The sequence below is a fragment of the Leptolyngbya sp. 'hensonii' genome (assembly GCF_001939115.1).
Classification (GTDB): Bacteria; Cyanobacteriota; Cyanobacteriia.
Map to the genome: position 1 here is coordinate 35758 of NZ_MQTZ01000045.1, position 22620 is coordinate 58377.

At 51.3% G+C, this 22620-nt stretch carries 22 protein-coding genes; 12 read left to right on the forward strand and 10 right to left on the reverse strand.

The genetic code is table 11. From position 1 onward, the window contains the following. Positions 1 to 40: 40 nt before the first annotated feature. From BST81_RS18130 to BST81_RS18145, 4 genes are all read right to left on the reverse strand, one after another. Positions 41 to 1198, reverse strand: coding sequence for a 5-(carboxyamino)imidazole ribonucleotide synthase (locus BST81_RS18130; RefSeq protein WP_253188368.1), 1158 nt, complete (start codon positions 1196 to 1198; stop codon positions 41 to 43). A gap of 5 nt (positions 1199 to 1203) precedes the next feature. After that, on the reverse strand, positions 1204 to 1701 hold the full coding sequence (locus BST81_RS18135; RefSeq protein ID WP_216351386.1) for a pentapeptide repeat-containing protein: 498 nt from the start codon (positions 1699 to 1701) through the stop codon (positions 1204 to 1206). 326 nt (positions 1702 to 2027) lie between these two features. After that, positions 2028 to 2210 (reverse strand): 30S ribosomal protein S21, encoded by a 183-nt coding sequence (rpsU, locus tag BST81_RS18140; protein ID WP_075599922.1) that lies wholly within the window; start codon positions 2208 to 2210, stop codon positions 2028 to 2030. Between the two features lie 122 nt (positions 2211 to 2332). Further along, a complete protein-coding gene (locus BST81_RS18145) occupies positions 2333 to 2668 on the reverse strand; it encodes an RNA-binding protein (protein WP_075599923.1) in 336 nt (111 codons plus the stop codon). 319 nt (positions 2669 to 2987) lie between these two features. Between BST81_RS18145 and rpsN the strand changes: the two genes are divergently transcribed. Continuing rightward, positions 2988 to 3290 carry a 30S ribosomal protein S14 gene (gene rpsN / locus BST81_RS18150; RefSeq protein ID WP_075599924.1) on the forward strand — a complete coding sequence of 101 codons (303 nt, stop codon included), beginning with the start codon at positions 2988 to 2990 and terminating at the stop codon, positions 3288 to 3290. A 142-nt stretch (positions 3291 to 3432) separates the two neighbouring features. Here rpsN and BST81_RS18155 read toward each other — a convergent pair whose 3' ends face one another. Then, positions 3433 to 4503 (reverse strand): AI-2E family transporter, encoded by a 1071-nt coding sequence (locus BST81_RS18155; RefSeq protein WP_075599925.1) that lies wholly within the window; start codon positions 4501 to 4503, stop codon positions 3433 to 3435. Between the two features lie 122 nt (positions 4504 to 4625). Between BST81_RS18155 and BST81_RS18160 the strand changes: the two genes are divergently transcribed. From BST81_RS18160 to gndA, 4 genes are all read left to right on the forward strand, one after another. Continuing rightward, positions 4626 to 5261 carry a histidine phosphatase family protein gene (locus BST81_RS18160; protein ID WP_290439450.1) on the forward strand — a complete coding sequence of 212 codons (636 nt, stop codon included), beginning with the start codon at positions 4626 to 4628 and terminating at the stop codon, positions 5259 to 5261. A gap of 17 nt (positions 5262 to 5278) precedes the next feature. Further along, a complete protein-coding gene (locus BST81_RS18165) occupies positions 5279 to 6148 on the forward strand; it encodes a YihY/virulence factor BrkB family protein (protein WP_075599927.1) in 870 nt (289 codons plus the stop codon). Positions 6149 to 6151: 3 nt separating this feature from the next. Beyond that, positions 6152 to 6853 carry a hypothetical protein gene (locus BST81_RS18170; RefSeq protein ID WP_075599928.1) on the forward strand — a complete coding sequence of 234 codons (702 nt, stop codon included), beginning with the start codon at positions 6152 to 6154 and terminating at the stop codon, positions 6851 to 6853. A 157-nt stretch (positions 6854 to 7010) separates the two neighbouring features. After that, the gene (gndA, locus tag BST81_RS18175) at positions 7011 to 8423 is read left to right on the forward strand and encodes an NADP-dependent phosphogluconate dehydrogenase (protein ID WP_075599929.1); all 1413 of its coding nucleotides are present in this window, start codon (positions 7011 to 7013) and stop codon (positions 8421 to 8423) included. Between the two features lie 162 nt (positions 8424 to 8585). Here the strand turns inward: gndA and BST81_RS18180 are convergent, their stop codons facing one another. The 4 genes from BST81_RS18180 to BST81_RS18195 all read right to left on the reverse strand — a co-directional run bounded on the left by BST81_RS18180 (position 8586) and on the right by BST81_RS18195 (position 13560). Further along, positions 8586 to 9143 carry a hypothetical protein gene (locus BST81_RS18180; RefSeq protein WP_075600043.1) on the reverse strand — a complete coding sequence of 186 codons (558 nt, stop codon included), beginning with the start codon at positions 9141 to 9143 and terminating at the stop codon, positions 8586 to 8588. A 279-nt stretch (positions 9144 to 9422) separates the two neighbouring features. After that, positions 9423 to 10949, reverse strand: coding sequence for a DUF1802 family protein (locus tag BST81_RS18185; protein WP_075599930.1), 1527 nt, complete (start codon positions 10947 to 10949; stop codon positions 9423 to 9425). After that, positions 10942 to 12849 (reverse strand): AAA family ATPase, encoded by a 1908-nt coding sequence (locus BST81_RS18190; RefSeq protein ID WP_075599931.1) that lies wholly within the window; start codon positions 12847 to 12849, stop codon positions 10942 to 10944. The genes BST81_RS18185 and BST81_RS18190 overlap by 8 nt, the downstream gene beginning before the upstream one ends. A 66-nt stretch (positions 12850 to 12915) precedes the next feature. After that, a complete protein-coding gene (locus BST81_RS18195) occupies positions 12916 to 13560 on the reverse strand; it encodes a hypothetical protein (protein ID WP_075599932.1) in 645 nt (214 codons plus the stop codon). 957 nt (positions 13561 to 14517) lie between these two features. On the opposite strand from BST81_RS18195, the gene BST81_RS18200 reads away from it, so the two are divergent. From BST81_RS18200 to BST81_RS18230, 6 genes are all read left to right on the forward strand, one after another. Beyond that, entirely contained in the window at positions 14518 to 15345 is an 828-nt protein-coding gene (locus BST81_RS18200) for a choice-of-anchor L domain-containing protein (RefSeq protein WP_075599933.1), read from the forward strand. A gap of 272 nt (positions 15346 to 15617) precedes the next feature. Next, the gene (locus BST81_RS18205) at positions 15618 to 16985 is read left to right on the forward strand and encodes a nicotinate phosphoribosyltransferase (protein ID WP_216351387.1); all 1368 of its coding nucleotides are present in this window, start codon (positions 15618 to 15620) and stop codon (positions 16983 to 16985) included. A gap of 4 nt (positions 16986 to 16989) precedes the next feature. Then, on the forward strand, positions 16990 to 18309 hold the full coding sequence (locus tag BST81_RS29275) for a nicotinate-nucleotide adenylyltransferase (RefSeq protein ID WP_083636938.1): 1320 nt from the start codon (positions 16990 to 16992) through the stop codon (positions 18307 to 18309). Between the two features lie 12 nt (positions 18310 to 18321). Next, positions 18322 to 20013 (forward strand): NAD+ synthase, encoded by a 1692-nt coding sequence (locus BST81_RS18220; protein ID WP_075599935.1) that lies wholly within the window; start codon positions 18322 to 18324, stop codon positions 20011 to 20013. Positions 20014 to 20084: 71 nt separating this feature from the next. Then, on the forward strand, positions 20085 to 20447 hold the full coding sequence (locus BST81_RS18225; protein WP_075599936.1) for a metalloregulator ArsR/SmtB family transcription factor: 363 nt from the start codon (positions 20085 to 20087) through the stop codon (positions 20445 to 20447). A gap of 38 nt (positions 20448 to 20485) precedes the next feature. Further along, on the forward strand, positions 20486 to 21052 hold the full coding sequence (locus tag BST81_RS18230; protein ID WP_075599937.1) for a Uma2 family endonuclease: 567 nt from the start codon (positions 20486 to 20488) through the stop codon (positions 21050 to 21052). Positions 21053 to 21122: 70 nt separating this feature from the next. On the opposite strand, the gene BST81_RS27640 is transcribed toward BST81_RS18230, so the two are convergent. Then, a complete protein-coding gene (locus BST81_RS27640; RefSeq protein ID WP_143780398.1) occupies positions 21123 to 21428 on the reverse strand; it encodes a hypothetical protein in 306 nt (101 codons plus the stop codon). A 209-nt stretch (positions 21429 to 21637) separates the two neighbouring features. On the opposite strand from BST81_RS27640, the gene BST81_RS18235 reads away from it, so the two are divergent. Continuing rightward, positions 21638 to 22516, forward strand: coding sequence for a hypothetical protein (locus tag BST81_RS18235; protein ID WP_075599938.1), 879 nt, complete (start codon positions 21638 to 21640; stop codon positions 22514 to 22516). Positions 22517 to 22620: the final 104 nt, after the last annotated feature.

Here is a 22620-nt window from a genome sequence, read left to right on the forward strand (position 1 = left end):
CGAAGAGACAACAGTCTTGACAAATGAGGACAACCCTACTTCAAGGTCCATACCAGATGGCTTCGACTTTTTGGGCCATGGCCAGAGCCCAACTCTGGCGATCAATGCCGGTTCCATCAGGTAACAACATTGTGACGTGGCCCAGCTTACGCCCCGGTCGAGATTCGGTCTTCCCGTACCAGTGAACAGAAGCGTGGGGCAGAGCAGCGAGTTGTTCTCGCCGGGTAGCATAGTCACTGCAGGACTGTTCGAAACCCAAAAGATTCACCATCACAGCCCCAGAACAAAGCAACGCTGGACTGCCCAGGGGTAAAGAACAGACAGCCCGCAGGTGCTGCTCAAACTGGGATGTGCGGCAGGCTTCGATCGTGTAATGACCAGAATTGTGGGTGCGGGGGGCAATTTCATTCACCAGCACCTGACCCGTCGCCGTGAGAAACAACTCAACCGCAAACAGGCCGATCGCATTCAGCCTGTCCAGGAGGGTGTAGACGATCGCAGTCACGTCCTTCACCGTTTCGGGTTTAACCTCAGCCGGTACGATTACCCGCTGACAGACCTGGTTTTTCTGATAGGTTTCGACGACGGGATAAACTACGATCTCACCCGTTTCCGATCGAGCGGCTAGCACAGCCAGTTCCCGTTCAAAAGGGACAAATTCCTCTACCAGGACATCAGTATGGCCGATCTGTTGCAGCGTGGTCGTCAGGGCCACCGGGTCCCGGATGATGAACGTTCCCTGGCCATCGTAGCCATGTCGTCGCACCTTCAGCACTAGGGGCAAGGCAAGGTCACTTCGATCAGGCAATAATTCCAGCGGGTAAAAATGGGGAACTGGCAACCCCAGATCTCGCAAAAAACAGCGCTGCGTGTACTTATCCAGCAGAGGGGTCAGCACATCCAGTTGGGGGCGAAAGCACACCCCCCGTTGGGCCAGAGCGCTCAGAGCCTGCAGGTCAACAAACTCATTTTCAAACGTGATGATCTCGCAGGAACTGGCCAGTTGGGCGGTTGCTACAGCATCATCCACAGCACCCAGAATGGTGTGGGTGGCGATCGCAACTGCGGGATCAGTGGTGTGAGGAGTTTGAACGACCAGTTTAAGGCCCAGGGCTGCTGCTGGCTTTGCCATCATCCAGGCCAGTTGGCCACCCCCGATCACCCCGACCCGCCGCATCTCAGAAGAGGTTGTCTGCATCACCATCAACACCCCAGAGAATCACGGGTCGCCACCCCCGTTTTAGAATTAATCCCCTCTGCCCGCCGACACAGTTCTTTCACCTGTGCTCCATCCAGAATGGCATCCGTAAAATCGGCCCCCGTAATATCCGTATTTTGGAAAACGGAGCCGAGGAGGATCGCCTCCACTAAAACGGCATCTCCCAAATCGGCTCCCTTGAAATTGACCATATCTGCCAGTGCATTAGTGAGATCGGCTCCGCGCAGATTGGCCTGGGTCATATTAGAAGCACTGAGAACAGCACCCTCCAGATTCGCCTGCGAGAAGTCAGTCAATTCCATATTGGCATTGGAAAATTCAGCAGTCCGCAACATCTGACCGGAAAAGTTCCGTTGGGTCAGTTGAGCATTGCTGAACGATAACGGTGGGGGATATTTTCCGGGTACTTGAGCTGGAACGGACCACCAAAACAAACCCATCGCCAGAATCAGGCTAACCAGGGACTGCAGGATCATCGCCATCACTCAGGGGTATTACAACAGTCAAAATCTCTATTCAGCTTATAGCCTTTCTGAAGGGAGTAACACTCGAATAGAGATAGGGCAGCTACCCCAGCCAGGCAGGACACACAAGGAACTGATCCCATAGGCATATAAATTCCAGAGCTATGTTTCCCGCACAGCTCATACATGCAACCCCTCCGGTGAGGCGCAGGATGAAAACTCATTTTGAACGGGTATCACTTTCCTGGGGCAACTGGCCCAATTTACGCAGGTAGCCCTGCCCCTAACGGGACTGAATCTCCTGGCTCCCAATTACAACCTTGATGCTTCAGACCAACCTATGCTCAGGAATGAAACTGCCGCTTCTTCCGCCGGGCAATGGCTTTACGCTTTGCTTTCTCCAGAGGAGTTTCAAAGTGACGATTTTTTTTCATATCCGCAAAGATGTTGGCTTTAGAAACTTGACGCTTGAAACGACGTAGAGCCGACTCAATCCCTTCATTTTCGCCCAAAATTACCTGAGTCATGCAAAAACCCCTCTCTGTGCCAACAGTTAAGTAAGAAACGAAGCTAATAAAACCAGGCAGAGCAGGGTAACTCCCCCTGCTCTGCTGGAAGTCTATGAAGGTTAACCCTCGCGAGGTGCGGACTAGTAACGACGATCGTTGCGCCGGTTACCACCACCGCCACCACCGCCACCACGGTTACCCCAGCTATTACCACCACCAGAAGCAGGACGCTCTTCGCGAGGCTTAGCCTTGTTCACCTTGAGATCGCGACCCATCCACTCAGCTCCATCAAGAGCGTCAATAGCGGCCATTTCTTCAGCTTCGGAAGACATTTCGACAAACCCAAAGCCCCGTAACCGTCCAGACTCACGATCAACAGGGAGTTGAACCCGCTTAACCGTACCATACTCTGAGAAGATATCTGCTACGGACTCTTCAGTCACCTGGTAAGACAGGTTTCCAACGTAAATTGACATAAACTACTCCAGGAAAATGATGCAGAGAATTTAGATATCGGAGAGTTGTCTGTCAATACTGCTACTTTGTCAATACTGTTACCAGTACAACTGAGCACCGAATACAAAGTCTCGGCTCTCATAGTAGCTCAAAATTTTTCATGTTGAACCATAACTCGGCCTAATTTTAACGATATCGGCCTGCGTCTGGTGCCCGACTGCATCGGTTTTTTGATCGGATAGAGCGGAATAGAGGCCCGTGAGCTATTGCAATTCAGGGTTTCTATGGCTATAATTATGGATTGTGAAATGTGAAAAAATCAACTTTTAAGGGAGTTTCATGGCTAAGAAGGGCATGATTGAGCGGGAAAAAAATCGGCAGCAACTCGTTGCCAAGTACGCTCAAAAGCGGCAAGAGTTGTTAGAACAGTTTGCCAGTACCACCTCGCAGCAAGAGAAAATTGAGATCCACCGCAAGATTCAGCAACTACCGCGCAATAGTGCCCCTACCCGTCTCCGGAACCGTTGTTGGGTGACAGGTCGCCCCCGAGGGTTCTATCGGGATTTTGGTCTGTCCCGTAACGTGTTGCGAGAAATGGCTCACCAGGGATTGCTGCCTGGTGTGGTTAAGTCAAGCTGGTAAGTGCTTGATTACGCTTCATCCGCCAAAATTCGGGATGCCCTACCCGGCCTCGATACCCGGCCTAGACACCGGGTGTCGATGTCGAAGGCTGCGGGTTTGTGCCAGATGGGGCACAGATGCAAGAACAGCCCGTAGCCTTCGTCTATGGCTCCTCCGGCGGAGACCCGGATTGCATCTCCTCAATATCCAGCAAACTGACGATGACTCCTGCGATCGGCACAGACAGGAAGACCCCCAGAAATCCGGCAATTCTGGCTCCTACCAGAAGCGCAAAAAACACAACCACAGGATTCAAATGAACTGTGCTCTGCATGATCTTCGGAGCCAAGAGATTATCTTGAAGCTGTTGTAGAACGACACAAGCGATCGCCACCTTGAGGGCAATCAACCACCCCCCTTGCACCAAAATCACCAGAACCACAATCGTAATCCCCAAAGTCGCACCAATGCCGGGAATCAGGTTAAACACGCCAGAGGTAATGGCCAGTGCTAGGGCAAAGGGAATCTGAAGAACCAGAAAAATGATGAAAATACTGCCGCTATGGATGGCAGAGATCAGGAATTGACCCTGGAAAAAGCCGAGGAAATTTTTCTGTACAGCGGTGGCAAAACGTTCCCGATATTTGCTGGGCAATAGTTTCAGCAAGAGCTTCCAGAGATTGCCGCCATCAATCAGCATAAAAAAGGCCACAACCAGAATCACAATGAACGTGATGTAACTATTCAGCAGGGACGGCAGTGAGCTAAACAGAAGTCCTGTACTGGAAGCCAGCGCATTCCTGATTTGAGCGGCTAGAGGTTCCAGGTCCAGGCGCACATTGCGATCGATCAGCCAGTCTTGCAGTTGGCTTAAGGGTGTCGTGGAGGAACTCATGGCCACAACGACCTGATTGACCAGTTGCTGAAGTTGGGTGGTAATGGTGAGGCTAACCCCAGCCAGGAGCACAATCACCAGCACCAAGCTCAGCACAATCACAATTCCCAAGGCTGCCCCGCGACCCAGAAACCGCTCTAGATAGCGCACAGGATAGTTGAGTAAAAGGGCGAGAATGGCTGCGATCGTGAAGGTAAAGATGACGTACTCAAAATATTCGAGCAGGGTCACCAATGCCCAACCTGACGTAAAAAACAGCAGGAAACGAACCAGAGAGCTGGTACTGATGCGATCCCAGAGGGGGGTTTCCTGTGAGCTTACGGGGGGTCGATCATCCATAATACAAAATTCATAGTTTAAAGTTCAAACTTCAAAGTTCCATATCTAAGATCATTGCAGTTGGGGTTTGCTGCTTCCTGCTTCCCCTTCCTTGTGAGATTAAACACAGATATATGAGGTTAATGCTTTACTTTCTCCGCCATGGTTTGACCGCTTACAGCCTGACAGGGGGGTACTCTGGCACACCCGAAAATGATCCCGGCCTGACCCCAGAAGGATTGGATATGGCCAAGGCTTTTGCCAAAGCCTATGGGGATCATGACTGGACGGCAATTTTTGTCAGCCCCTTGCGCCGAGCCCTTCAAACGGCCAAACCGATCGCGATGGCGACAGGACTGGAAATTCAGATCCGCGATGGGCTGAAGGAAATCACCTATGGGGACTGGGAGGGCAAACATCCCAATCTGATTAATCAGGAGTTCCATGATGACTACGTTCGCTGGTTAGCTGACCCGGCCTGGAACGCTCCCACCAACGGAGAGCGGGCCGTGGATATTGCCCGCCGTTGTGGACGGGTGATTGAAGAAATTGAACACACTTACCCGAATGGTAATGTCCTGATTGTGTCCCATAAGGCCACCATTCGCATAATGTTGTGTGAATTAATGGGGATCGATGTCGGGCGCTACCGAGATCGATTCGCAATGCCAGTTGGAGCCCTCAGTATTGTAGAGTTGGCCGATCATGGACCCATGTTCCATTCCCTCTGCGATCGTAGCTACCTGCCCGACTTCCTCCGCGCTATTCCCAGCACTTAATTCGGCACCTAATTCCCATGTTCCACCTCTTCCGCCATCACCTTAACTGGAAAATTTTTAACCGAGTGGCCCAGGGAGTGGTGAAGCAACGGCTACTGGGATTGGCTTCTGAGATGGCTTACAACAATGCCCTGGCCTTGTTCCCGGCGATGGTGGCTATCCTGACTCTGATCGGTACCCTGAAAATTTCCAGGGAACAGGTGGATGGCCTGGTTAATCAGTGGTCCATTGTGGTGCCAGAGGAGGTGGTGGATCTGATCGCCAACTTTGCCCATCAAGTCCGAGTATCCAATGAACGGGGTGTTTTATCCATCAGCTTTCTATTTACAGTCTGGATCGCATCCAGCGCCCTGAATGTGGCTATGAATGCCATGGATCACATCCATCACACCCCTTTGCATCAGGTGCGCCCCTACTGGAAAGCCAAACTAGTTTCCCTACTGCTGACGATCGGCATGATGGTAATTCTGCTGGCAGCTTCCTTCCTGGTGTTCTTGAGTGACCTGATTGTGCAATTCCTGGCCGACCAATTGCACCTGTCCCAACCGTTCCTCCTGGATGCCTGGGCCCTATTACGCTGGGTATTAGCCTTGGCCATTCTCGCGCTTGGATTCAGTATTCTGTATCGCTTTGGCCCCAGTTGTCGCCATCCTGAAACTCCCCTGCTGCCAGGAGCCCTCCTAGGTGCCGCATCCTGGGCCATTATCTCCCAGGGGTTTCGGGTGTATCTGGAGTATTTTGGGTCTCGCCTCAGCCTGACCTATGGAGCCCTGAGTGCTGGTATTTTGCTGCTCCTCTGGCTCAACTTCAGCTCCCTCTCACTGCTGATTGGGGCCCAGCTCAATGTTTCGATCGGACAAATCAGACAAAGAAATGGGAGACGATAACTGATGCAATTGACCCTAAACCCGATCGCCCGCTGGACCCTGCTCAGTCTGGCCCTTCTGTCCAGCCCTGCTATTGCCGCCACTCCGCCCAAAACGACACCACCACGATCTCTAACCGCCGCTGAAATCAAAACCTGGAAGCGGCAGATGCTGGAGCAGATCACCAACGACCTGGAATTATCGGGACTGGGCAAACAGCCTTTTCCTCCTTTCTACCCGGCTGAGTTGACCGCCTATCGAGCCAGATGGGCCAGGATCAATCCGGAAGCTGCACCGTTTTTGGGACTCTGGGTTAACCACTGGAACCTGTTCCCCCCCGAATATGCCCTGACTGTTTTCCCATCCAAGATGCGGGGACAAATCTGCATAGTGGCATATCAGAACAACCAATATGCCGACGGGCCTCCCGTTCCCGGAGAAGAGGTTCCCCCCAACCCACCGCCACGCCTATCGGTGATCAAGCTAACCCGGGGTCAGGGGGTGGGGAATGGCCTCTGGGTCGATCGGACCTTGATCATCAGAACCAAACGGGACTGGATGAAGGATTGGGTTGAAGTCCTGGGGGTAGTAAAACCCCAGAAGCAGATCCAGATTTATGCCTCCCAGGGCATCGCCAGATTTAATGGCAAGCCACTGCCCAATCTGGAGCCACCCTCCCCCACCCTGATCAAGCAGCTCCAAGCTGCCCATTGCACCGACACCTGACCCCCCTCGTAAAAACCTTCCACCGGCAGGTCTCTCCTGATGCAGACCCCGATGTAGATAAAGAAAATCTGTCGGTAGAGGGCCTCGCTGAAAAAGCTGACTAAAGTTGAAGGGAATTGGACAGTCCGTAGCAGTTGCAGAATTAGCAGAGAAGCCTATGTCACTACAAAGCTTTGGAGTCATCGGTCTGGCGGTCATGGGAGAAAACCTGGCGCTGAACGTCGAACGGAATGGCTTCCCTATCTCGGTCTATAACCGAAGTCGCGAAAAAACGGATGCTTTCATGGCAAATCGGGCTGGAGGCAAGAACGTCAAGGCTGCCTACACCCTGGAAGAGTTTGTTGCCTCCCTGGAACGTCCTCGGAGAATTTTGATTATGGTGAAAGCGGGAGCCCCAGTTGATGGGGTCATCGATCAGCTCAAGCCCCTCGTCGAAGCAGGGGATGTGCTGATTGACGGGGGGAACTCGCTCTTTACCGATACTGCCCGCCGGGCCAGGGATCTGGAATCCACTGGCCTGACCTTCATTGGCATGGGCGTCAGTGGGGGAGAAGAGGGAGCTCTGAACGGCCCCAGCCTGATGCCCGGTGGCACCCGGGAAGCATACCAGAATCTGGAGTTCATCCTGACCAAGATTGCGGCTCAGGTGGATGATGGCCCCTGTGTCACCTACATCGGACCTGATGGCGCAGGTCATTATGTCAAGATGGTCCATAATGGCATTGAGTATGGCGACATGCAGTTGATAGCAGAGGCCTATGATCTGCTAAAAAATACACTGGGTCTGGATCACACCCAACTTCATGAAGTCTTCTCTGAGTGGAACACTACCGAAGAACTCAATTCATTTCTGATTGAAATTACCGCTGACATCTTCCGGAAAATTGACCCAGACACTGGCCTGCCCCTGGTAGATCTGATTATGGATGCTGCCGGACAAAAGGGTACAGGCCGCTGGACCGTGGCCGACGCGCTGGAAATTGGGGTAGCCATTCCAACGATGATTGCCGCTGTCACGGCCCGGATCATGTCCTCTGCCAAGCAGGAGCGGGTGGCTGCCGCCAAAGAACTGACTGGCCCCACGGGCAAGTACGACGGCGACACCAAAGCCTTCGTCTCCAAGATTCGGGATGCCCTGTACTGTTCCAAGATCTGCTCCTATGCCCAGGGGATGGCCCTGATGGGCAAAGCCTCCCAGGTGTATGGCTACAACCTCAATCTGGGTGAAATTGCCCGGATCTGGAAAGGGGGATGCATCATCCGGGCAGGCTTCCTGAACAAGATTAAGCATGCCTACGATGAGAATGGCCAACTGCCCAACCTGCTCCTAGCCCCCGAATTCAAGCAGACCATTCTAGACCGGCAGGATGCCTGGCGGGAAGTCGTGCAGGTGGCAGCCAAGCTGGGGATCCCCGTTCCTGCCTTCAGTGCTTCTCTGGATTATTTCGATAGCTATCGGCGCGATCGCCTGCCCCAGAATCTGACCCAAGCCCAGCGGGACTACTTTGGGGCTCACACCTACGAGCGCACCGACAAGCCCGGCTCCTTCCACACGGAGTGGATGGAATAGATCTCAATCTCATGCGTGGGGGCATACCCTGGGGTATGCCCTTTTTTTGTCAGCCACACCACCCCTGCCTCTGAAGCTGAACATGACTGCCTCAGTCCTTGGCTTAATCCAACTGCTCCTTGAGCGAAGTCGAAGGGAGCAGTCTAAATAGCAGGTTTGCCCCTATCGGAAGACCACCTTAAAAGCCGCCACCGTTCCACTGCCAATTTCCGTTTCCAGGACTTCGTCGTTATCCCAGACCAGGCGAATCCGCATATTTCCCGGTGGTGCAGTGGCCAGAGCGAGAGCCAACTCTGGCGAAACCGGTCCTTCCTGATAGGTGTAGACCTGCCCATTGATCGACATCAGAATAGCTTTGGGCGTGCGATTACTGGAATAGTTGCGATAGATGGGTTCCTGTTGTCTATAGTTTTCCCATTCTTCTCGATCGCCCCGACGGACCTTTCTGGATTTCCAGACTGTTCTGTAGCCTTCAATCTCCTTCCAGTAGCGGGTATAGGTGGCTCGAATTCCCTGCATTGACCAGCTACTGACAAAAGCAAAGCCATCACCAAAATTTTTGTCGTAGATCACCTTGCCATCAAATGGGCTGTCCACGACCTGGGACCAGGCTACGGGTGAATCCTGAGTCACAGTCGCTGGTGGCACAGCCAAAGCAGGGGATTTGCAGGCCAGGGTTAAGCCCAACCCTAAGCCTAAGCTAAGAAACAATGTCTTCATCCGGATCACCTTACAAAATTCTCGATATGGACTTGGGGTGATCAGTAATTTCATCAGGACTCGTTATTTTTCCGTAGACTCGCAACAAGGTGCAATGCTTCCAGGCAAGAGTCAGCCGCAAAAAGCAAGTGACCGTGATCGCAACTCAACCTCCTTCTCTGACCGGGTCAGGACTGCGTGATGAAAACCAGGACAATCTCGGAGGGCATTCAAATTCCATGCGCCATGCCTTTGCGAAAATTATCTTCCAGGCTCCCTGAATTAGCCTAATAGTCAGGTCTAATCAACAACCAGATCGCGAAGGAAGTAGAAGCGATCGCTGCTCAACCCGGTTCCCTGAACTCGCCCGACATAACCGGCTAACGGGGAAGACAATTCAATCAGCAGTTGATGGATCGTTTCTTTATCGGGGACAAAGTTGTCCAGTCCAGAGAACTTTGCATTATATTGCACACGAATTTCTGTAACTTCAAACTGTCTTCTATCCGGCTCAGTTTCCATGAGTTGTTTAATCGCTTCAATGAGATGAGATCTGAACCGCAGTTGCTTCCATATTTTTTCAATATGCTCATTGAGCTTATCATCAGCTTCTTTCCCAAAGGGAGAGTTCTCTAAACAGTTTTTCAATTCCCATAAATCGATCGCACCAGGGTATTTCGCTTTGAGTTCAATTAACTTTTGTAGGGTTTCAGGTCGAATAACATTCATATTATTATTCTTTGTTGTCAATTGAGCATCATTGGTTAATTCACCAGCAGCCATAATGATTTTTATACAAGGATCATAATCCTGTTGGAGATGATTTTTCCCAAGCTGTATGAGTTGCCCTGGAGTTTTGCTGGGTACTTTTTCGCTTTTAGTCGCTTTGCACTCACCAACCACGGGATAGGGTTGATCACAGTAGAAATCAATCCCTCCAGCCCCTCCAGTTGCCTCTGGATCAAGGCTAGCTTTCGGATCATTGCGAGAGTTGGAAAAACCCAGCTTGATTAGACTCTGGCGAACCAGTCTTTCAAAAGTGTTTCCATCGCTGGAATTGCCCACATCAGCGATCGTTTTAATCCACCTATCTAAATCAGGATCAGGTGGTTGCTGAAATGGTTGATCAGTCCATCCGAGGAAAATTCTGATGTCCTGTTCCAGCTCACTAAACGCTGGATTTATGGGCAAGAATTGGCTCAGGGTATATTGCAAATCTTCCAATTCTGGATGCAGGGGTGGCCGCAATGTTTCTAAATGGTGCTGTCGTTTCTGGAACACTGCATCACCGAGAACCGGCAAAAACTGAGTCACTCTCAGGGGCTTGATCAATCGATAGTCTGGAACAGGATCGCTTAAAGCAGACAGGCCAATGAATTTACCAAATTTTTCGAGTGGAACCCTATTTTGATCCACTTGCATAGGTTCTGGCAGATGATAAACCCGCAGCATAATCAGAAATAAACTTTGTCGTTGCTCTAACTGTTGAATCAGAGCTGATTCGGTCCAAATTGTTGCAGAAGAGACCGCTTTAATCTGCTCTGCCGCGTATAACATTTTGCAGGCTTCACATTTAGCCCAGGCTTTGATAGTTGCTGTCTCTGCTAACGGTTGAGCCTTAGTCCTTGCCAAATTTAGAGCATAGGGACGATACTGCTGTTCAATAGATAAACCAGCATCTTTTTCCTGAAAAGGGTAGAGCACAAAAGCCCATCCTTTTTGGACTGAAATGTTAGGAACTACGGCAATAATTCTGCCCTGCAATAGGGCTTCAATATCAGTTTCAGGTAGACACAAAGCCCGATCTAGTTGAATGGCCTCATTCATGAGTCGTCAACTCATTGAGATCAGCGTCAGAATTATCAGCCGCCACATCCGAGATATCTGTCGAATCAACTTCAGGTTCATCAGGCAGATCAGTGGGAACCTGATAAGAGGGAGTACTAAGAATTTCTTTTAGTAAAGGGTTGTGACTTCCTAACTGATATTTCTCACCCTTATCAGCGATAAATCCTCCAATTTGCTCTTCAGAAACCTGATAGTCTGATTCTCGCTTGTCAAACACAGAGAGAATGGCTACTAAAGGCTTGATTTCCTCTTCCTTCAGATCAACAAACTCACCACCTTTTTGAATTAACGGTTCAAGATGATTTTTCCTGAAATGGGAATTTATAGGTTTATTTTTGGAGCGAACTAAACAACCACGAGTCAGCCCAAATTCTCCCTTGTCATCCCGAAGTCTTTTAAAACCGGCCCCCAAGCCACCTCCGCCATCATACTGAAGTACAGCAACTCCAATACTAACTGGTTGATCTGCTTCAGTGCCCTCAACTTTGAAATTGAGGTAATCGTCTTTACTGCCACCTTTCTTACCTGGCTTTACCCTCGTTGTAACTTTCTGGAGGGTTACGCCTTCTATGGTTTGACCAATCAATAGCTCAAATCCAAACAATAGGGCATCAGCCAGAAAATAGTTATCATCTAATCGGTTAGAAATATCCTCACTAAGTTCATTTGTGAATGCAATCTCAACTTCATCAGGGGGCGGAAGTGGTGGCGTATCAGGTACTTGACAATTTTCCTGGCACCATTGAAGCATTTCTCTGACAGTTGGTTTTCCCTGTCCAATTGCCCTGAGTTGTACTTCATCAAATGGGTAAACAGGATGAGGAGGAATAAGCCCTCTTAAGTCATAGTAATTTTTCAGAAAAAACTTAACTAGCTCTACTGCAGAATCACTATTCAAATAATTCAATTCGTAGGGTTTACCTTGAGCTGTAACCCTATTAAAAACAGCAGGGGGAAGTTGTTTGACTTGCTCATCCCAAATTCCAGGCATCATTACTGTAAGAATGACACCCTGGTTGAGATTATCAAACAGCTCTTTAACCAAACCAGCAACAATTTGTGCTTTGTTCCACCCTTTATCATCACAATCTTTTTCATAATCAAGCTCATCAAAACAAATAACCAATTTGTTGTAGTCGCTGATAAGATCTAAAATTTGTAGAATTGCATCAAAGGACTGTTTCTGACTGGGAAGTCTTAGTTCATTGGCCTTAAATTGGGCTAGTTCTTTTCCACCCAACCAGTTGGAAGTATAAGCCGCTTCACTTTCTAAAAGAGTCCAGAAAATAGCTCGGACAATATCTGGATCTTTAACCGATTTAAATTTACAAAACTCACTCGTGAGTTTGTGAATCAATCCCGCTGCCTTTACTTCATTGATCGCTTCAAATCTTTTTACCAAATCCTTAGGAGCCAGAGAATTAGCACTAGGATTATGGGACTTTAAAGCATCGTTAGCCATGGCTGTAGCTAACTCCTGCCATTGCTTCACTCCCTGGCTGCCAATATTGGAAAGACTGTCTGCCAAAAGTTGTTGAAACCCCGGTTTAATCTGGTTGAGATCATTAAACTTACTGGCATAGACAAACAAAGCACCTCCCTGAGCCTGCAGCCGATGACGAATCCGGCTAATAATGTGGCTTTTCCCAGTTCCATTTTGGGCAGTGATGAGAATGGAAGTTCTTGGATATTGCCCAGCCTGAATTTCGTCTAAGGCTCGAAATACAGCATCAGAAGCATGAGCATTGAGAAATTCCAAATCAGGGAATCCCGGCCCCCAGATGTTATTGGCATTGACAAATGGAGGTTGGGCGAAAGGATTATGACTTTGCAGCGCAGCATCGACTGCTTCAATGGGCGAGGAGAGGGAACTGACCATATTGCTGTAACCCAAATCAAATGAGGAGTAAAGCTAAGCGTTAAGTAAAGATAGAGACTGGTCTGGTTAAATGCGTTTGGCATAGTAACGCATCGCACCCAAAGCCGTTTTGATCGAATCCTCTGTTTTATCAGAGGTTAGCTCTGGCATTTCACCACCGATGAGTTGAAAAATGTCTTTGCTTTGCATCTCTAATAGCCACTCATCAAAATGAGTGCGAGTGACTCGATCGCCAATCTCCCGACGCAGGCGATAGATGGGCACCAGATTGTTCAGATTGAAATCCCGATTCAGCCGATCGTAGACTTCCAGGGCCGCTGGCTTAAACGCCTCATAGGAATCGATCGTTGCAGCCTGAGTAGCCATGGGTGCAACGGTGCCCATGCCCCGGATCAATTGCAGCAGCGCATTGGCGGTGTTCTTCCCAATTTGAGCCTTGAAGGTAAAACTCTCGTCACCCAATCCAACCCTCAGTAATTCCTGGATCTGCTGGGGAGCGGAGATGGAAATTTTGCCTCGCGCCGGAAAGGCGATCGCTCCCTTTTGATTTAACTCGTCCAGGAATCCCTGATAATCTCCCGATTTCTCACCAGTACGAACAACCTTTTTGGAAAGGTCGCCTTTCTTAATTTCTGTCCCCGCTGTTCCTAGCTCCCATAGCGCCAGTAGTAGGCGAGTTCTTGACTGATCCGCTGTGTCCTTCAATGCCATATTTTTGTTCCGTAGAGGAGAGGAATGAGCTTGTACTTAACCGTCTACAAGTAGCCTGCATCACCCACAGGATTAAAAATGGTTTCGTTAAAAGAAAATTTACAAGCACAAACTTAAAAGTCTAAGCACGTGTTGGAAAAGTCAGGAATTCAGTAAAAATGCTGACTCCGTGTATTTTGCTATTCGCAGCTTACATGGAGTGCGACACATGAGTAAAGCCTACCCTAGGTGGGTCATTTGACATGAACATAACCATTCCTCTCATCCCTTCTTCTCAGGGGAGAAGGAAAGCCTGATGGAAGCCCCTACTTAGGGTGAAGGCAGCACTTGGCTATGATCCGTATTATGGTGAGGCGACTTGCATAAAAGTTGACCTCGGGTACATGTCACCTTTGCCCTCACCCTAAATCCCTCTCCCAATTTGGGAGAGGGACTTTAAAATGATTCGGCTCCCCTTCGCCCTTTTTGGGAGAAGGGGCTGGGGGATGAGGGCTAGAAAGCATCACTGCAAAAGTGACATGCTCCCGTTGACCTCTCGCAACTTTTCAAACACCCTCTAACATTTGAATCTGTTTTTGTATAACTGCCTTATCTTCTGAAGCAATAACAAAAGAATTAACAAGTTCACCTTTTTAAGGACTTTCTCTCTTGCCTTAACCTGAAATAATAAAACTAAGTCTTCGATACCGTAGAAACACTACATTGAATTTAGAAGAATATACGGGATTCGCTAATATCAAATGAATTCAAAGACCTGATTAGAAGGGTCACATCTCAAATTCATCTCAAATCAAAATAAATCCGCTGATTAGTAAATCTTGTGTGAAAAAGTCCTGATCGACGATCGTTCCTATTAAGAGGTTCACCATACTGAAAGAGAAACGTACAAACGAAAGTGCCCTGCACAGGGTGCATAACCTGCAGGTACTTTCGTCGGAATTCTTCTAGGGGTAATTCATGAAACTGCTACAGAAATTCACTGCGATTTTGGCTGTGACGGCTGCTACGTTTGGTGTCGGTTCCTCTGCAATGGCATTTTCAATTACGCAAAATAACAACAGTAGTGCCCTGTTGAATGCACTATTGGGCAACACGGACGGCCTCAGCAATTTTTCTGTAACGGCAACGGGAGATGCAGCAGCGTTTGGCCTGTTCAGTGCTGATCCCTTTGGCCTGGATAATGGCATTGTGTTGAGTACAGGAAAGGCGCAGCAGGTTGCTGGTGTGAACACCGTATCCAATGGTGGGAGTGACTTCTCGACTGATTTCGGTTCTTCTGGAGCGACCGGAGATACGACCAGCCTGGAAATCAGCTTTGATGCGGATGCAACAGCAGATAAGTTGTTCTTCCAATATGTATTTGGCTCAGAAGAATTTGTGGAGTACGGCGGAAGTCAGTATAACGACAAGTTTGAGTTGCTGCTAAATGGCGTCAACCTGGCCAAGCTGAGCGATGGCAAGGATGTGACCATTAATAACCTGGTGCCCAATCCCAGCGGTCCCTACCATGCGGATTATGTCAACAACCCCGCCGGTCCTAGCACGGTGACAAAGCTGGATGGCTACACCCAGGCTCTCACATTTGAAGGACTCTTAAACAAAAATGCCAAGAATACCCTCACGATCAAAATTCAGGATGTGGGGGATGGGATTTACGACTCTGCCGTGTTCCTGAAGGGGGGCTCTCTGGGCACCAAGCAACTCGTACCAGAACCTGGCGTGGTACTGGGTCTGATGGCGGTTGGTGGCTTGATGCTGCAGCGTCGTCGGCTGAAGAAGGCATAGATTCCCCTTGCCCTTAAACCTACCCTGGCCCTGCAGGCCACCGCTCCCAAGAGAGGATGTTATGAGGCCGTTATGACTGTGTGAGAAAAGGCACTCCGATCGGGGTGCCTTTTTTGTGGCTTCCTTACCTTGGAACTGCATACCAGCCTCAATCTGGGAGACAGAGGGAAATCATTCAGGTCAAAGTCTCCGGAACTGCTCGACATATTTTGGTAGAAATTACTATAATTAGAGCAAGGGATTTGTAATCCACTCAATCCCAGGAGACTATCGTGGAAGACCAGGAACTGACCGTGAAATCGGAGGAATATGGCCTCCTGACCGATTTATACCAATTGACGATGGCGGCCTGCTACGTCGGAGCCGGACTGGATCAGCGCTGGGCCAGCTTCGAACTGTCAGCCCGCCGCCTGCCCCAGGGGTTCGGCTACCTGATTGCCATGGGGCTCAGTCAGGCTCTGGACTACCTGGAAAAATTACAGTTCACCCCCACCCAAATTGAGTCCCTGCAGGCTACAGAAATTTTTGCCGGAGCCCCAGCAGCCTTCTGGGATACTCTGGCGGACTGCCGTTTTACAGGCGATGTCTGGGCCGTACCAGAGGGCACTGCGGTCTTCGCTAATGAACCCCTATTGCGGATTGAGGCCCCCCTCTGGCAAGCCCAACTGGTGGAAACTTACCTGCTGAATACAATCAACTACCAGACCCTGATTGCCACCAGAGCCGCTCGCCTGCGGGATGTGGCCGGACCAGAAGCCCATCTGTACGAATTTGGCACCCGACGAGCTTTCTCGCCCCAAGCCTCTCTTTGGGCCGCCAGAGCTGCTCTGGCCGGGGGGCTGGATGCCACATCCAATGTACTGGCGGCGCTGAAGTTAGACCGTCAGCCGGTTGGGACCATGGCCCATGCCCTGGTCATGGCTCTGGCGGCGACAGAAGGAAGTGAATTACAGGCTTTTACCACTTTTCACCAATATTTCCCCGGTGCTCCCCTGCTGATCGACACCTATGACACGATCGCCGCTGCCAAAACTCTGGCTGAGCAGGTACGATCGGGCCATCTCCAGATGCGGGGGGTACGCCTGGATTCGGGGGATCTCCTCAGCCTGTCCCAAGAGGTGCGATCGTTGTTACCAGAGGTTCCCATTTTTGCCAGTGGGGATCTGGATGAGTGGAAAATTGCGGCTCTCCGCCAGGGAGGAGCCTGCATTGATGGCTATGGTCTGGGCACCAGTCTGGTAACGGGAACGCCAGTGAATGGGGTCTACAAACTGGTGGATCTAGATGGAATTCCGGTGATGAAGGAGGCCAGTGGCAAGCTCACCTATCCAGGTCGGAAGCAGATTTTCCGGCGTTATGCCCAGGGACAACTGCAAGGGGATACGGTGGGGTTGATCACGGAGGTCAGAAACAGCCAGCCAGAAGCAGGAGTAGAGGAGAAACCCTTGATGCAACTGTTTTTCAAGCAGGGAGAGCCGATCCAGTCGATCGAAGCGTTGGATCAAATTGCTGCTCGCACCCGAGCTTCTGTCACCGCTCTCCCAGCCGCGACCCGAAATCTGGAACAGCCTCAGCCTCCCGTGCTAGAGCTGTCGCCAGCCCTGCAGGATCTGACCCAGCGCACCCGGCGTCACCCTTAACCCTATGCAGAATATCGCCCTGTTTGGTACCAGCGCTGATCCGCCTACTGCCGCCCACCAGACCATTCTGGACTGGCTGGCCCAGCATTATGACTACGTGGCAGCCTGGGCTTCTGACAATCCGTTTAAGGCCCATCAAACGCCCCTGGAACACCGGACTGCCATGCTGCGACTGGTCATCGAAGCCCTGCATCCAGTCCGGCCCAATATCGATCTGCACCCGGAACTGAGCAGCACAAAAACCCTGGTTACGGTGCAACGGGCCCAACAACAATGGCCAGCAGCAGCCTTTACCCTGGTGATTGGCTCTGACCTGCTGGCCCAACTGCCCCACTGGTACCGGATCAAAGATCTACTCCAGCAGGTGAAGGTGCTGGTGGTCCCCCGATCGGGCTACACCGCGAAACTGGAGGATGTGCAGGCTTTGGCGCAACTGGGGGCAACGGTCACGATCGCCCAAATGCAGACTCCAGCCGTATCCTCCACCGCCTATCGGGAAGAAGGAGAGCCTGATGCAGTCCCCCCTCCGGTGAAAGCCTACATTCAGCGGGAAAACCTGTACGACTCTGCCCGTCTGGGAGGGGGAACAGGGGGACGGACCTCCCGCAAAACAGATTCTAAGAAAACCCTGGCCGACTTCAAAGTTGGGGTGGATAATGTCATCTTCTCTGTGGATACGGAGCAGAACCGGCTGCTGGCCCTTCTGGTGATGCGCCACCAGGAACCCTATCTGGGGCAGTGGAGCCTGCCCGGAACCCTGGTACGAACCGGAGAAACCCTGGAGGAAGCCGCCTACCGCATCCTGGCAGAAAAGATCCGAGTGGAGAACCTGTATCTGGAGCAGCTCTATACCTTTGGTGACCTGGGACGGGATCCCAGAGAAGCCCCCGAAAGTTTTGGGGTGCGGTACCTGTCGGTGAGTTACTTTGCCCTGGTGCGGTTTGTCGAGGCCGAACTGATCGCGGATGGGGTAAGTGGCATTGCCTGGTATCCCATGGAACAGGTGCCCCAACTGGCCTTCGATCACAACAAGATTCTGGAGTATGGCTACCAGCGACTTCGGAACAAGCTGGAGTACAGCCCGATCGCCTTTCAGGTGCTCCCGGAGGTCTTTACCCTAAACGACCTCTACCAGCTTTACACCACGGTCTTGGGAGAAAGCTTTTCAGACTACTCCAACTTCCGCTCGCGCCTGTTGAAACTAGGGTTTCTCCGAGATACCGGGGTCAAGGTTTCACGAGGAGCTGGGAGACCCGCCAGCCTCTACCGCTTTGACGCCGAGGCTTTTGCCCCCCTGAAAGATAAACCCCTGGTCTTTATTTAAAGGATGCCTATCATGAAGATTGCGATCGCTCAGCTCAATCCTACGATCGGTGATTTGGCTGGTAATGCCCGTCAGATTCTGGATGCAGCCCAGAAAGCTGTTGTTCAGGATGTCCGTCTGCTGCTAACCCCAGAACTGTCCCTTTGTGGCTACCCACCCCGCGATTTGCTGCTCCATCCCGGTTTTCTTAAAACCATGGCTGAGACACTCCATCAGCTTGCGGCTGACCTCCCCCCCCAACTTGCCGTGCTGGTTGGGGCGGTTGAACCCAATCCCCAGGCCAGGGACACGGGGGGCAAGCCTCTGTTCAACAGCATGGTGCTCCTGGAGCAGGGCCAGATTCGACAAATCTTTCACAAGCGCCTCCTGCCCACCTACGACGTGTTTGATGAGGATCGCTACTTTGAACCAGGCCATCAGGCCAATTCCTTTACCCTGACCGGGAGAGGAGGAGACGGAGATTCCTTAAAAATCGGCGTGACCATCTGTGAAGATCTCTGGAACGATGAGGAATTCTGGGGCAAACGCACCTATGCCGTGAATCCGATCGCCGCTCTGGCGGAACTGGGTGTGGACCTGATCATCAACCTATCCGCCTCCCCCTATACCGTTGGCAAGCAGGTGGTCCGGGAGGCCATGCTGCGCCATGCGGCCATTCGTTACGACTGTCCCATCCTTTACGTCAACCAGGTGGGAGGCAATGATGATCTGATTTTTGATGGCAACAGTGTGGCCTTCGATCGTCAGGGTGAGCCCGTTTGTCGAGCCTGTGCTTTTGATGTGGACTGGGTCTTATTGAACGTTGACCTGGATCGGCGAGATCTCCTGCCCGGTGATACCCACGCCCTGCCGGATTGTGAGGAGGAAGAAATCTGGGGAGCCCTGGTGCTGGGAGTGCGGGATTATGTGCGCAAGTGTGGCTTCCGCAAGGTAGTGATCGGCCTCAGTGGGGGGATTGACTCGTCTCTGGTGGCCGCGATCGCCACCGCTGCCATCGGTCCGAATAACGTGCTGGGGGTATTGATGCCATCCCCCTATAGTTCCGATCACTCTGTAGAGGATGCCCTGAAACTGGCTCAAAATCTGGGGATTCAAACCCACACCCTCCCGATCGGAGACTTGATGGCGGGATACGATCGGGCTCTGGATGCTCTCTTCGTCGGCACCCCCAGTGGCATTGCCGAGGAAAATATCCAGTCCCGCATTCGGGGCAATCTGCTCATGGCCGTCAGCAACAAGTTTGGCCATCTGCTGATCTCCACAGGGAACAAGTCGGAGATGGCCGTCGGTTATTGCACCCTTTACGGGGATATGAATGGCGGCTTGGCGGCGATCGCCGATGTGCCGAAAACACGAGTCTATGGCCTTTGTCGCTGGTTGAATCAACAGGCAAAATCAGCGGTGATTCCAGAAAATGTCCTGGTTAAAGCTCCCAGTGCAGAGTTAAAACCGGGGCAGGTCGATCAGGATTCCTTACCCCCCTATGAAATCCTGGATGACATTTTGAATCGGTTTATCCATGAGCATCAAACCATCCCCCAGATGGTGGAAGCTGGGCATGATCCGGTGATCGTGGAACGGGTGGTGAAACTAGTCGATCGGGCCGAATTCAAACGGCGGCAGGCCCCACCAGGACTTAAAATCACTGATCGGGCTTTTGGGACGGGTTGGCGGATGCCAATCGCAAAACGGTCATATTCATGAATCCGGTCGATCGATAGTTCGTTATAATGCCGATCAGTTATTAATTTTTAACTATTTTCTCAGACTTCCCCATGCCAGAAACCAGGCCACTTAGGGCGGACCCGGCTCTTCTCGCCGCTGTAGCGGATTACTTCAAAGTGCTTTCGGAAACCAGTCGGTTGCAGATTTTGACCTGCCTGAAATCAGGTCCCATGAACGTGATGGAAATCGCTGAGGCAACAGGGCTGGGGCAGGCAAATCTTTCCAAACACCTGAAGGTGTTAACTCAGGCAGGAATTCTCTCCCGCCAGCCCAAGGGAACCAGTGCCTACTACGAAATCGCGGACCCGATGATTTTCGAGTTCTGTGAATTGGCCTGCGATCGAGTCAGCCAGCGGGTGCAGCAACAGGCTGAAAGCTTGCAGGCGCTGCGGGAGAGAGCCACCGTTTTTTAAAGTCTGGGTTGTGCTCCTAATGTCAGAGGACCCGATCGATGACTCCAGCGACGGAAACCAAAGTATGGACCGATGAGGAGTTTATGGCCTTACCAGATGATGGGGGCCGCTACGAGTTGGTGAATGGGGAGTTGGTAGATATGGGCAACTCTGGAATGGAGCATGGCTACATTGCCAGCCTGCTCAATATTGTGGTGGGCAGTTATGTCAGGTCCCAAAAATTGGGAGTGATCTGCGATTCCAGCACAGCCTTCAACCTGAAGTCAGGCAATAAACGATCGCCAGATTTCTCGTTTATCGCCAGAGAAAGACTTCAGGGTGTAAAACGCCTGCCGAAGGGATACTTCCAGGGAGCCCCTGATCTGGCGGTTGAGGTCATTTCCCCCAACAATACATTTGCAGAGATTCATAGCAAATTAGTCGAATACTTTGACAATGGCTGCCGATTAGCCTGGGTCATCAATCCTGATGAGCAATCTGTTCTGGTTTATCGTCAGCCCCAACCGGATCAACTGCTGAAAGGGACAGACAATCTGACGGGTGAGGAGATCATTCCAGGGTTTATTTTGCCTGTTGCAGACTTGTTTGCAGAGTTGGACTTTTAACTAACAGTCGAAGGTGTTCAATCGTTCAGGCACGAGCGGATTGTCAGGCATCGATCAGTGTTTTTTCCAGCTATCGACCCACCCCGGCCCTACGGGCTGCCCCTCCCAAGAGGGGCGTTCCCAGAAGCCGATCGCACCGATCGGGAAAGTGCTTCGCTAGTTGCCCTATTGATGAGCAACGGTGAACTGGGTTTCCAACTAAGCCGATCGCAGGACCAGGGTGGGTCTGAGACAGAACGATCGTGTTTTGAACTTGAAAGGTTGCACTTTGAACTCGGAAAGTCGTCTTCTGAAGCGAAACGATCGTCCTTTGAACTCGGAAAGTCGCCTTCTGAAACAAAACGATCGCACTTTGAAGCTCAACATTGCTGCTCAAAAAGAGAACGATCGCGCTTTTGAACTCAGAAAGTCGCCTTCAAAACCCCAACGATCGCACTTTAACCCTCAACATTCTCCTCCCAAGTACAGAACCAAATCCCTGCTTGGGAAAAGAATCAAGTCCCTCCTTGGGCACCAACCCAGATCCCCGCTTGGGAGGGGTGGCGCGTAGCGCCGGGGTGGGTCAGCTTTCCCGATCGCAGGGACATGAAGGGAGTCTTTCGACGGGCCTGTACAGAAAGTCAGGCGGCCCGCTATTGTGGCGCACCGATCGGTGATGGAGATTATGCCCCCGGATTACTCCGCTTCCATGGCGGCTATCCCACCGACACTCGCTGGACAGAACATCTGGTGGATCTAGTGCATCCGCAGCAGAATCGGCAGATCAAACAGGACGATCGCTCCAGTGCCTTTGTGCAGATTTCCCTCTACAAACCAGAGATTCAGGTTGGGATGTCCAGTACAGCACCCTTGCCAGAGTCGGAGTGGGAGGAAATTTGGGCTATCTGGGGCCGAGGAATTTCAATGGGTCTGGGCTGTCGAGTTTGTGCGGGATATGGTCAGCCAGAAACCCATACCGGGAATGTCCTGTATCGAGCCCAACTCATCGGTCAGGGGCAGGCAGCCAAGCTGCTGGATGGAACAGGTGAATTTCGCCCCAATATGTTTCGGGCCACCATTCGAGGTCATGCCTTGCGGTTATTCGGTGGGTTGACGGATGCCTCGACAGCCGATCGCCTGGTGGATCAACTGTTTGGCAGTGCCATGGATAAGGGAACGGTGGGCCTGCTGGGGATGGGCTTTCGGGATGCCGACCTGCAGTTAGACGCCTTTGGGAAAGATGCCTATGCATTGACGACCTACGCTGTCAAAGGAGAGTTGACCTGGTTACTCACTCAGCATGTCTCGGAGGCAGAAGATCAGGCTCTCAAAAAGCTGATTGTCGCCTTGACCCGATTTGCTATGCTCCTGGGGGGTTTTGGTAAATCCTGGCGGCGAGCCGACCAACAGGGGAGCACATCCCCTTCACCCCTCGTCCTTCATCCACCAGGACATCCCCGAAAAGGCAATTTTGTTAAGTTATGAGAAAACTTGATTCATCAATCGCTAATTAGTTATACAGTTTTCAAGGTGTTGTGTAGTACGGAATTCTATATTTCACAAACCCAACCACTGTGGCAGGGCGCATC

Coding starts and splice junctions, on each gene's coding strand:
- BST81_RS18190 (WP_075599931.1), bottom strand. CDS start 12,849: ATGGTCAGTTCCCTCTCCTCGCCCATTGAAGCAGTCGATGCTGCGCTG.
- BST81_RS18195 (WP_075599932.1), bottom strand. CDS start 13,560: ATGGCATTGAAGGACACAGCGGATCAGTCAAGAACTCGCCTACTACTG.
- BST81_RS18230 (WP_075599937.1), top strand. CDS start 20,486: ATGACTCCAGCGACGGAAACCAAAGTATGGACCGATGAGGAGTTTATG.
- BST81_RS18200 (WP_075599933.1), top strand. CDS start 14,518: ATGAAACTGCTACAGAAATTCACTGCGATTTTGGCTGTGACGGCTGCT.
- BST81_RS18135 (WP_216351386.1), bottom strand. CDS start 1,701: ATGGCGATGATCCTGCAGTCCCTGGTTAGCCTGATTCTGGCGATGGGT.
- BST81_RS18185 (WP_075599930.1), bottom strand. CDS start 10,949: ATGAATGAGGCCATTCAACTAGATCGGGCTTTGTGTCTACCTGAAACT.
- gndA (WP_075599929.1), top strand. CDS start 7,011: ATGTCACTACAAAGCTTTGGAGTCATCGGTCTGGCGGTCATGGGAGAA.
- BST81_RS18130 (WP_253188368.1), bottom strand. CDS start 1,198: ATGCAGACAACCTCTTCTGAGATGCGGCGGGTCGGGGTGATCGGGGGT.
- BST81_RS18225 (WP_075599936.1), top strand. CDS start 20,085: ATGCCAGAAACCAGGCCACTTAGGGCGGACCCGGCTCTTCTCGCCGCT.
- BST81_RS18145 (WP_075599923.1), bottom strand. CDS start 2,668: ATGTCAATTTACGTTGGAAACCTGTCTTACCAGGTGACTGAAGAGTCC.
- rpsN (WP_075599924.1), top strand. CDS start 2,988: ATGGCTAAGAAGGGCATGATTGAGCGGGAAAAAAATCGGCAGCAACTC.
- BST81_RS18180 (WP_075600043.1), bottom strand. CDS start 9,143: ATGAAGACATTGTTTCTTAGCTTAGGCTTAGGGTTGGGCTTAACCCTG.
- BST81_RS18160 (WP_290439450.1), top strand. CDS start 4,626: ATGCTTTACTTTCTCCGCCATGGTTTGACCGCTTACAGCCTGACAGGG.
- BST81_RS18155 (WP_075599925.1), bottom strand. CDS start 4,503: ATGGATGATCGACCCCCCGTAAGCTCACAGGAAACCCCCCTCTGGGAT.
- rpsU (WP_075599922.1), bottom strand. CDS start 2,210: ATGACTCAGGTAATTTTGGGCGAAAATGAAGGGATTGAGTCGGCTCTA.
- BST81_RS18165 (WP_075599927.1), top strand. CDS start 5,279: ATGTTCCACCTCTTCCGCCATCACCTTAACTGGAAAATTTTTAACCGA.
- BST81_RS18235 (WP_075599938.1), top strand. CDS start 21,638: ATGAAGGGAGTCTTTCGACGGGCCTGTACAGAAAGTCAGGCGGCCCGC.
- BST81_RS18220 (WP_075599935.1), top strand. CDS start 18,322: ATGAAGATTGCGATCGCTCAGCTCAATCCTACGATCGGTGATTTGGCT.
- BST81_RS18170 (WP_075599928.1), top strand. CDS start 6,152: ATGCAATTGACCCTAAACCCGATCGCCCGCTGGACCCTGCTCAGTCTG.
- BST81_RS29275 (WP_083636938.1), top strand. CDS start 16,990: ATGCAGAATATCGCCCTGTTTGGTACCAGCGCTGATCCGCCTACTGCC.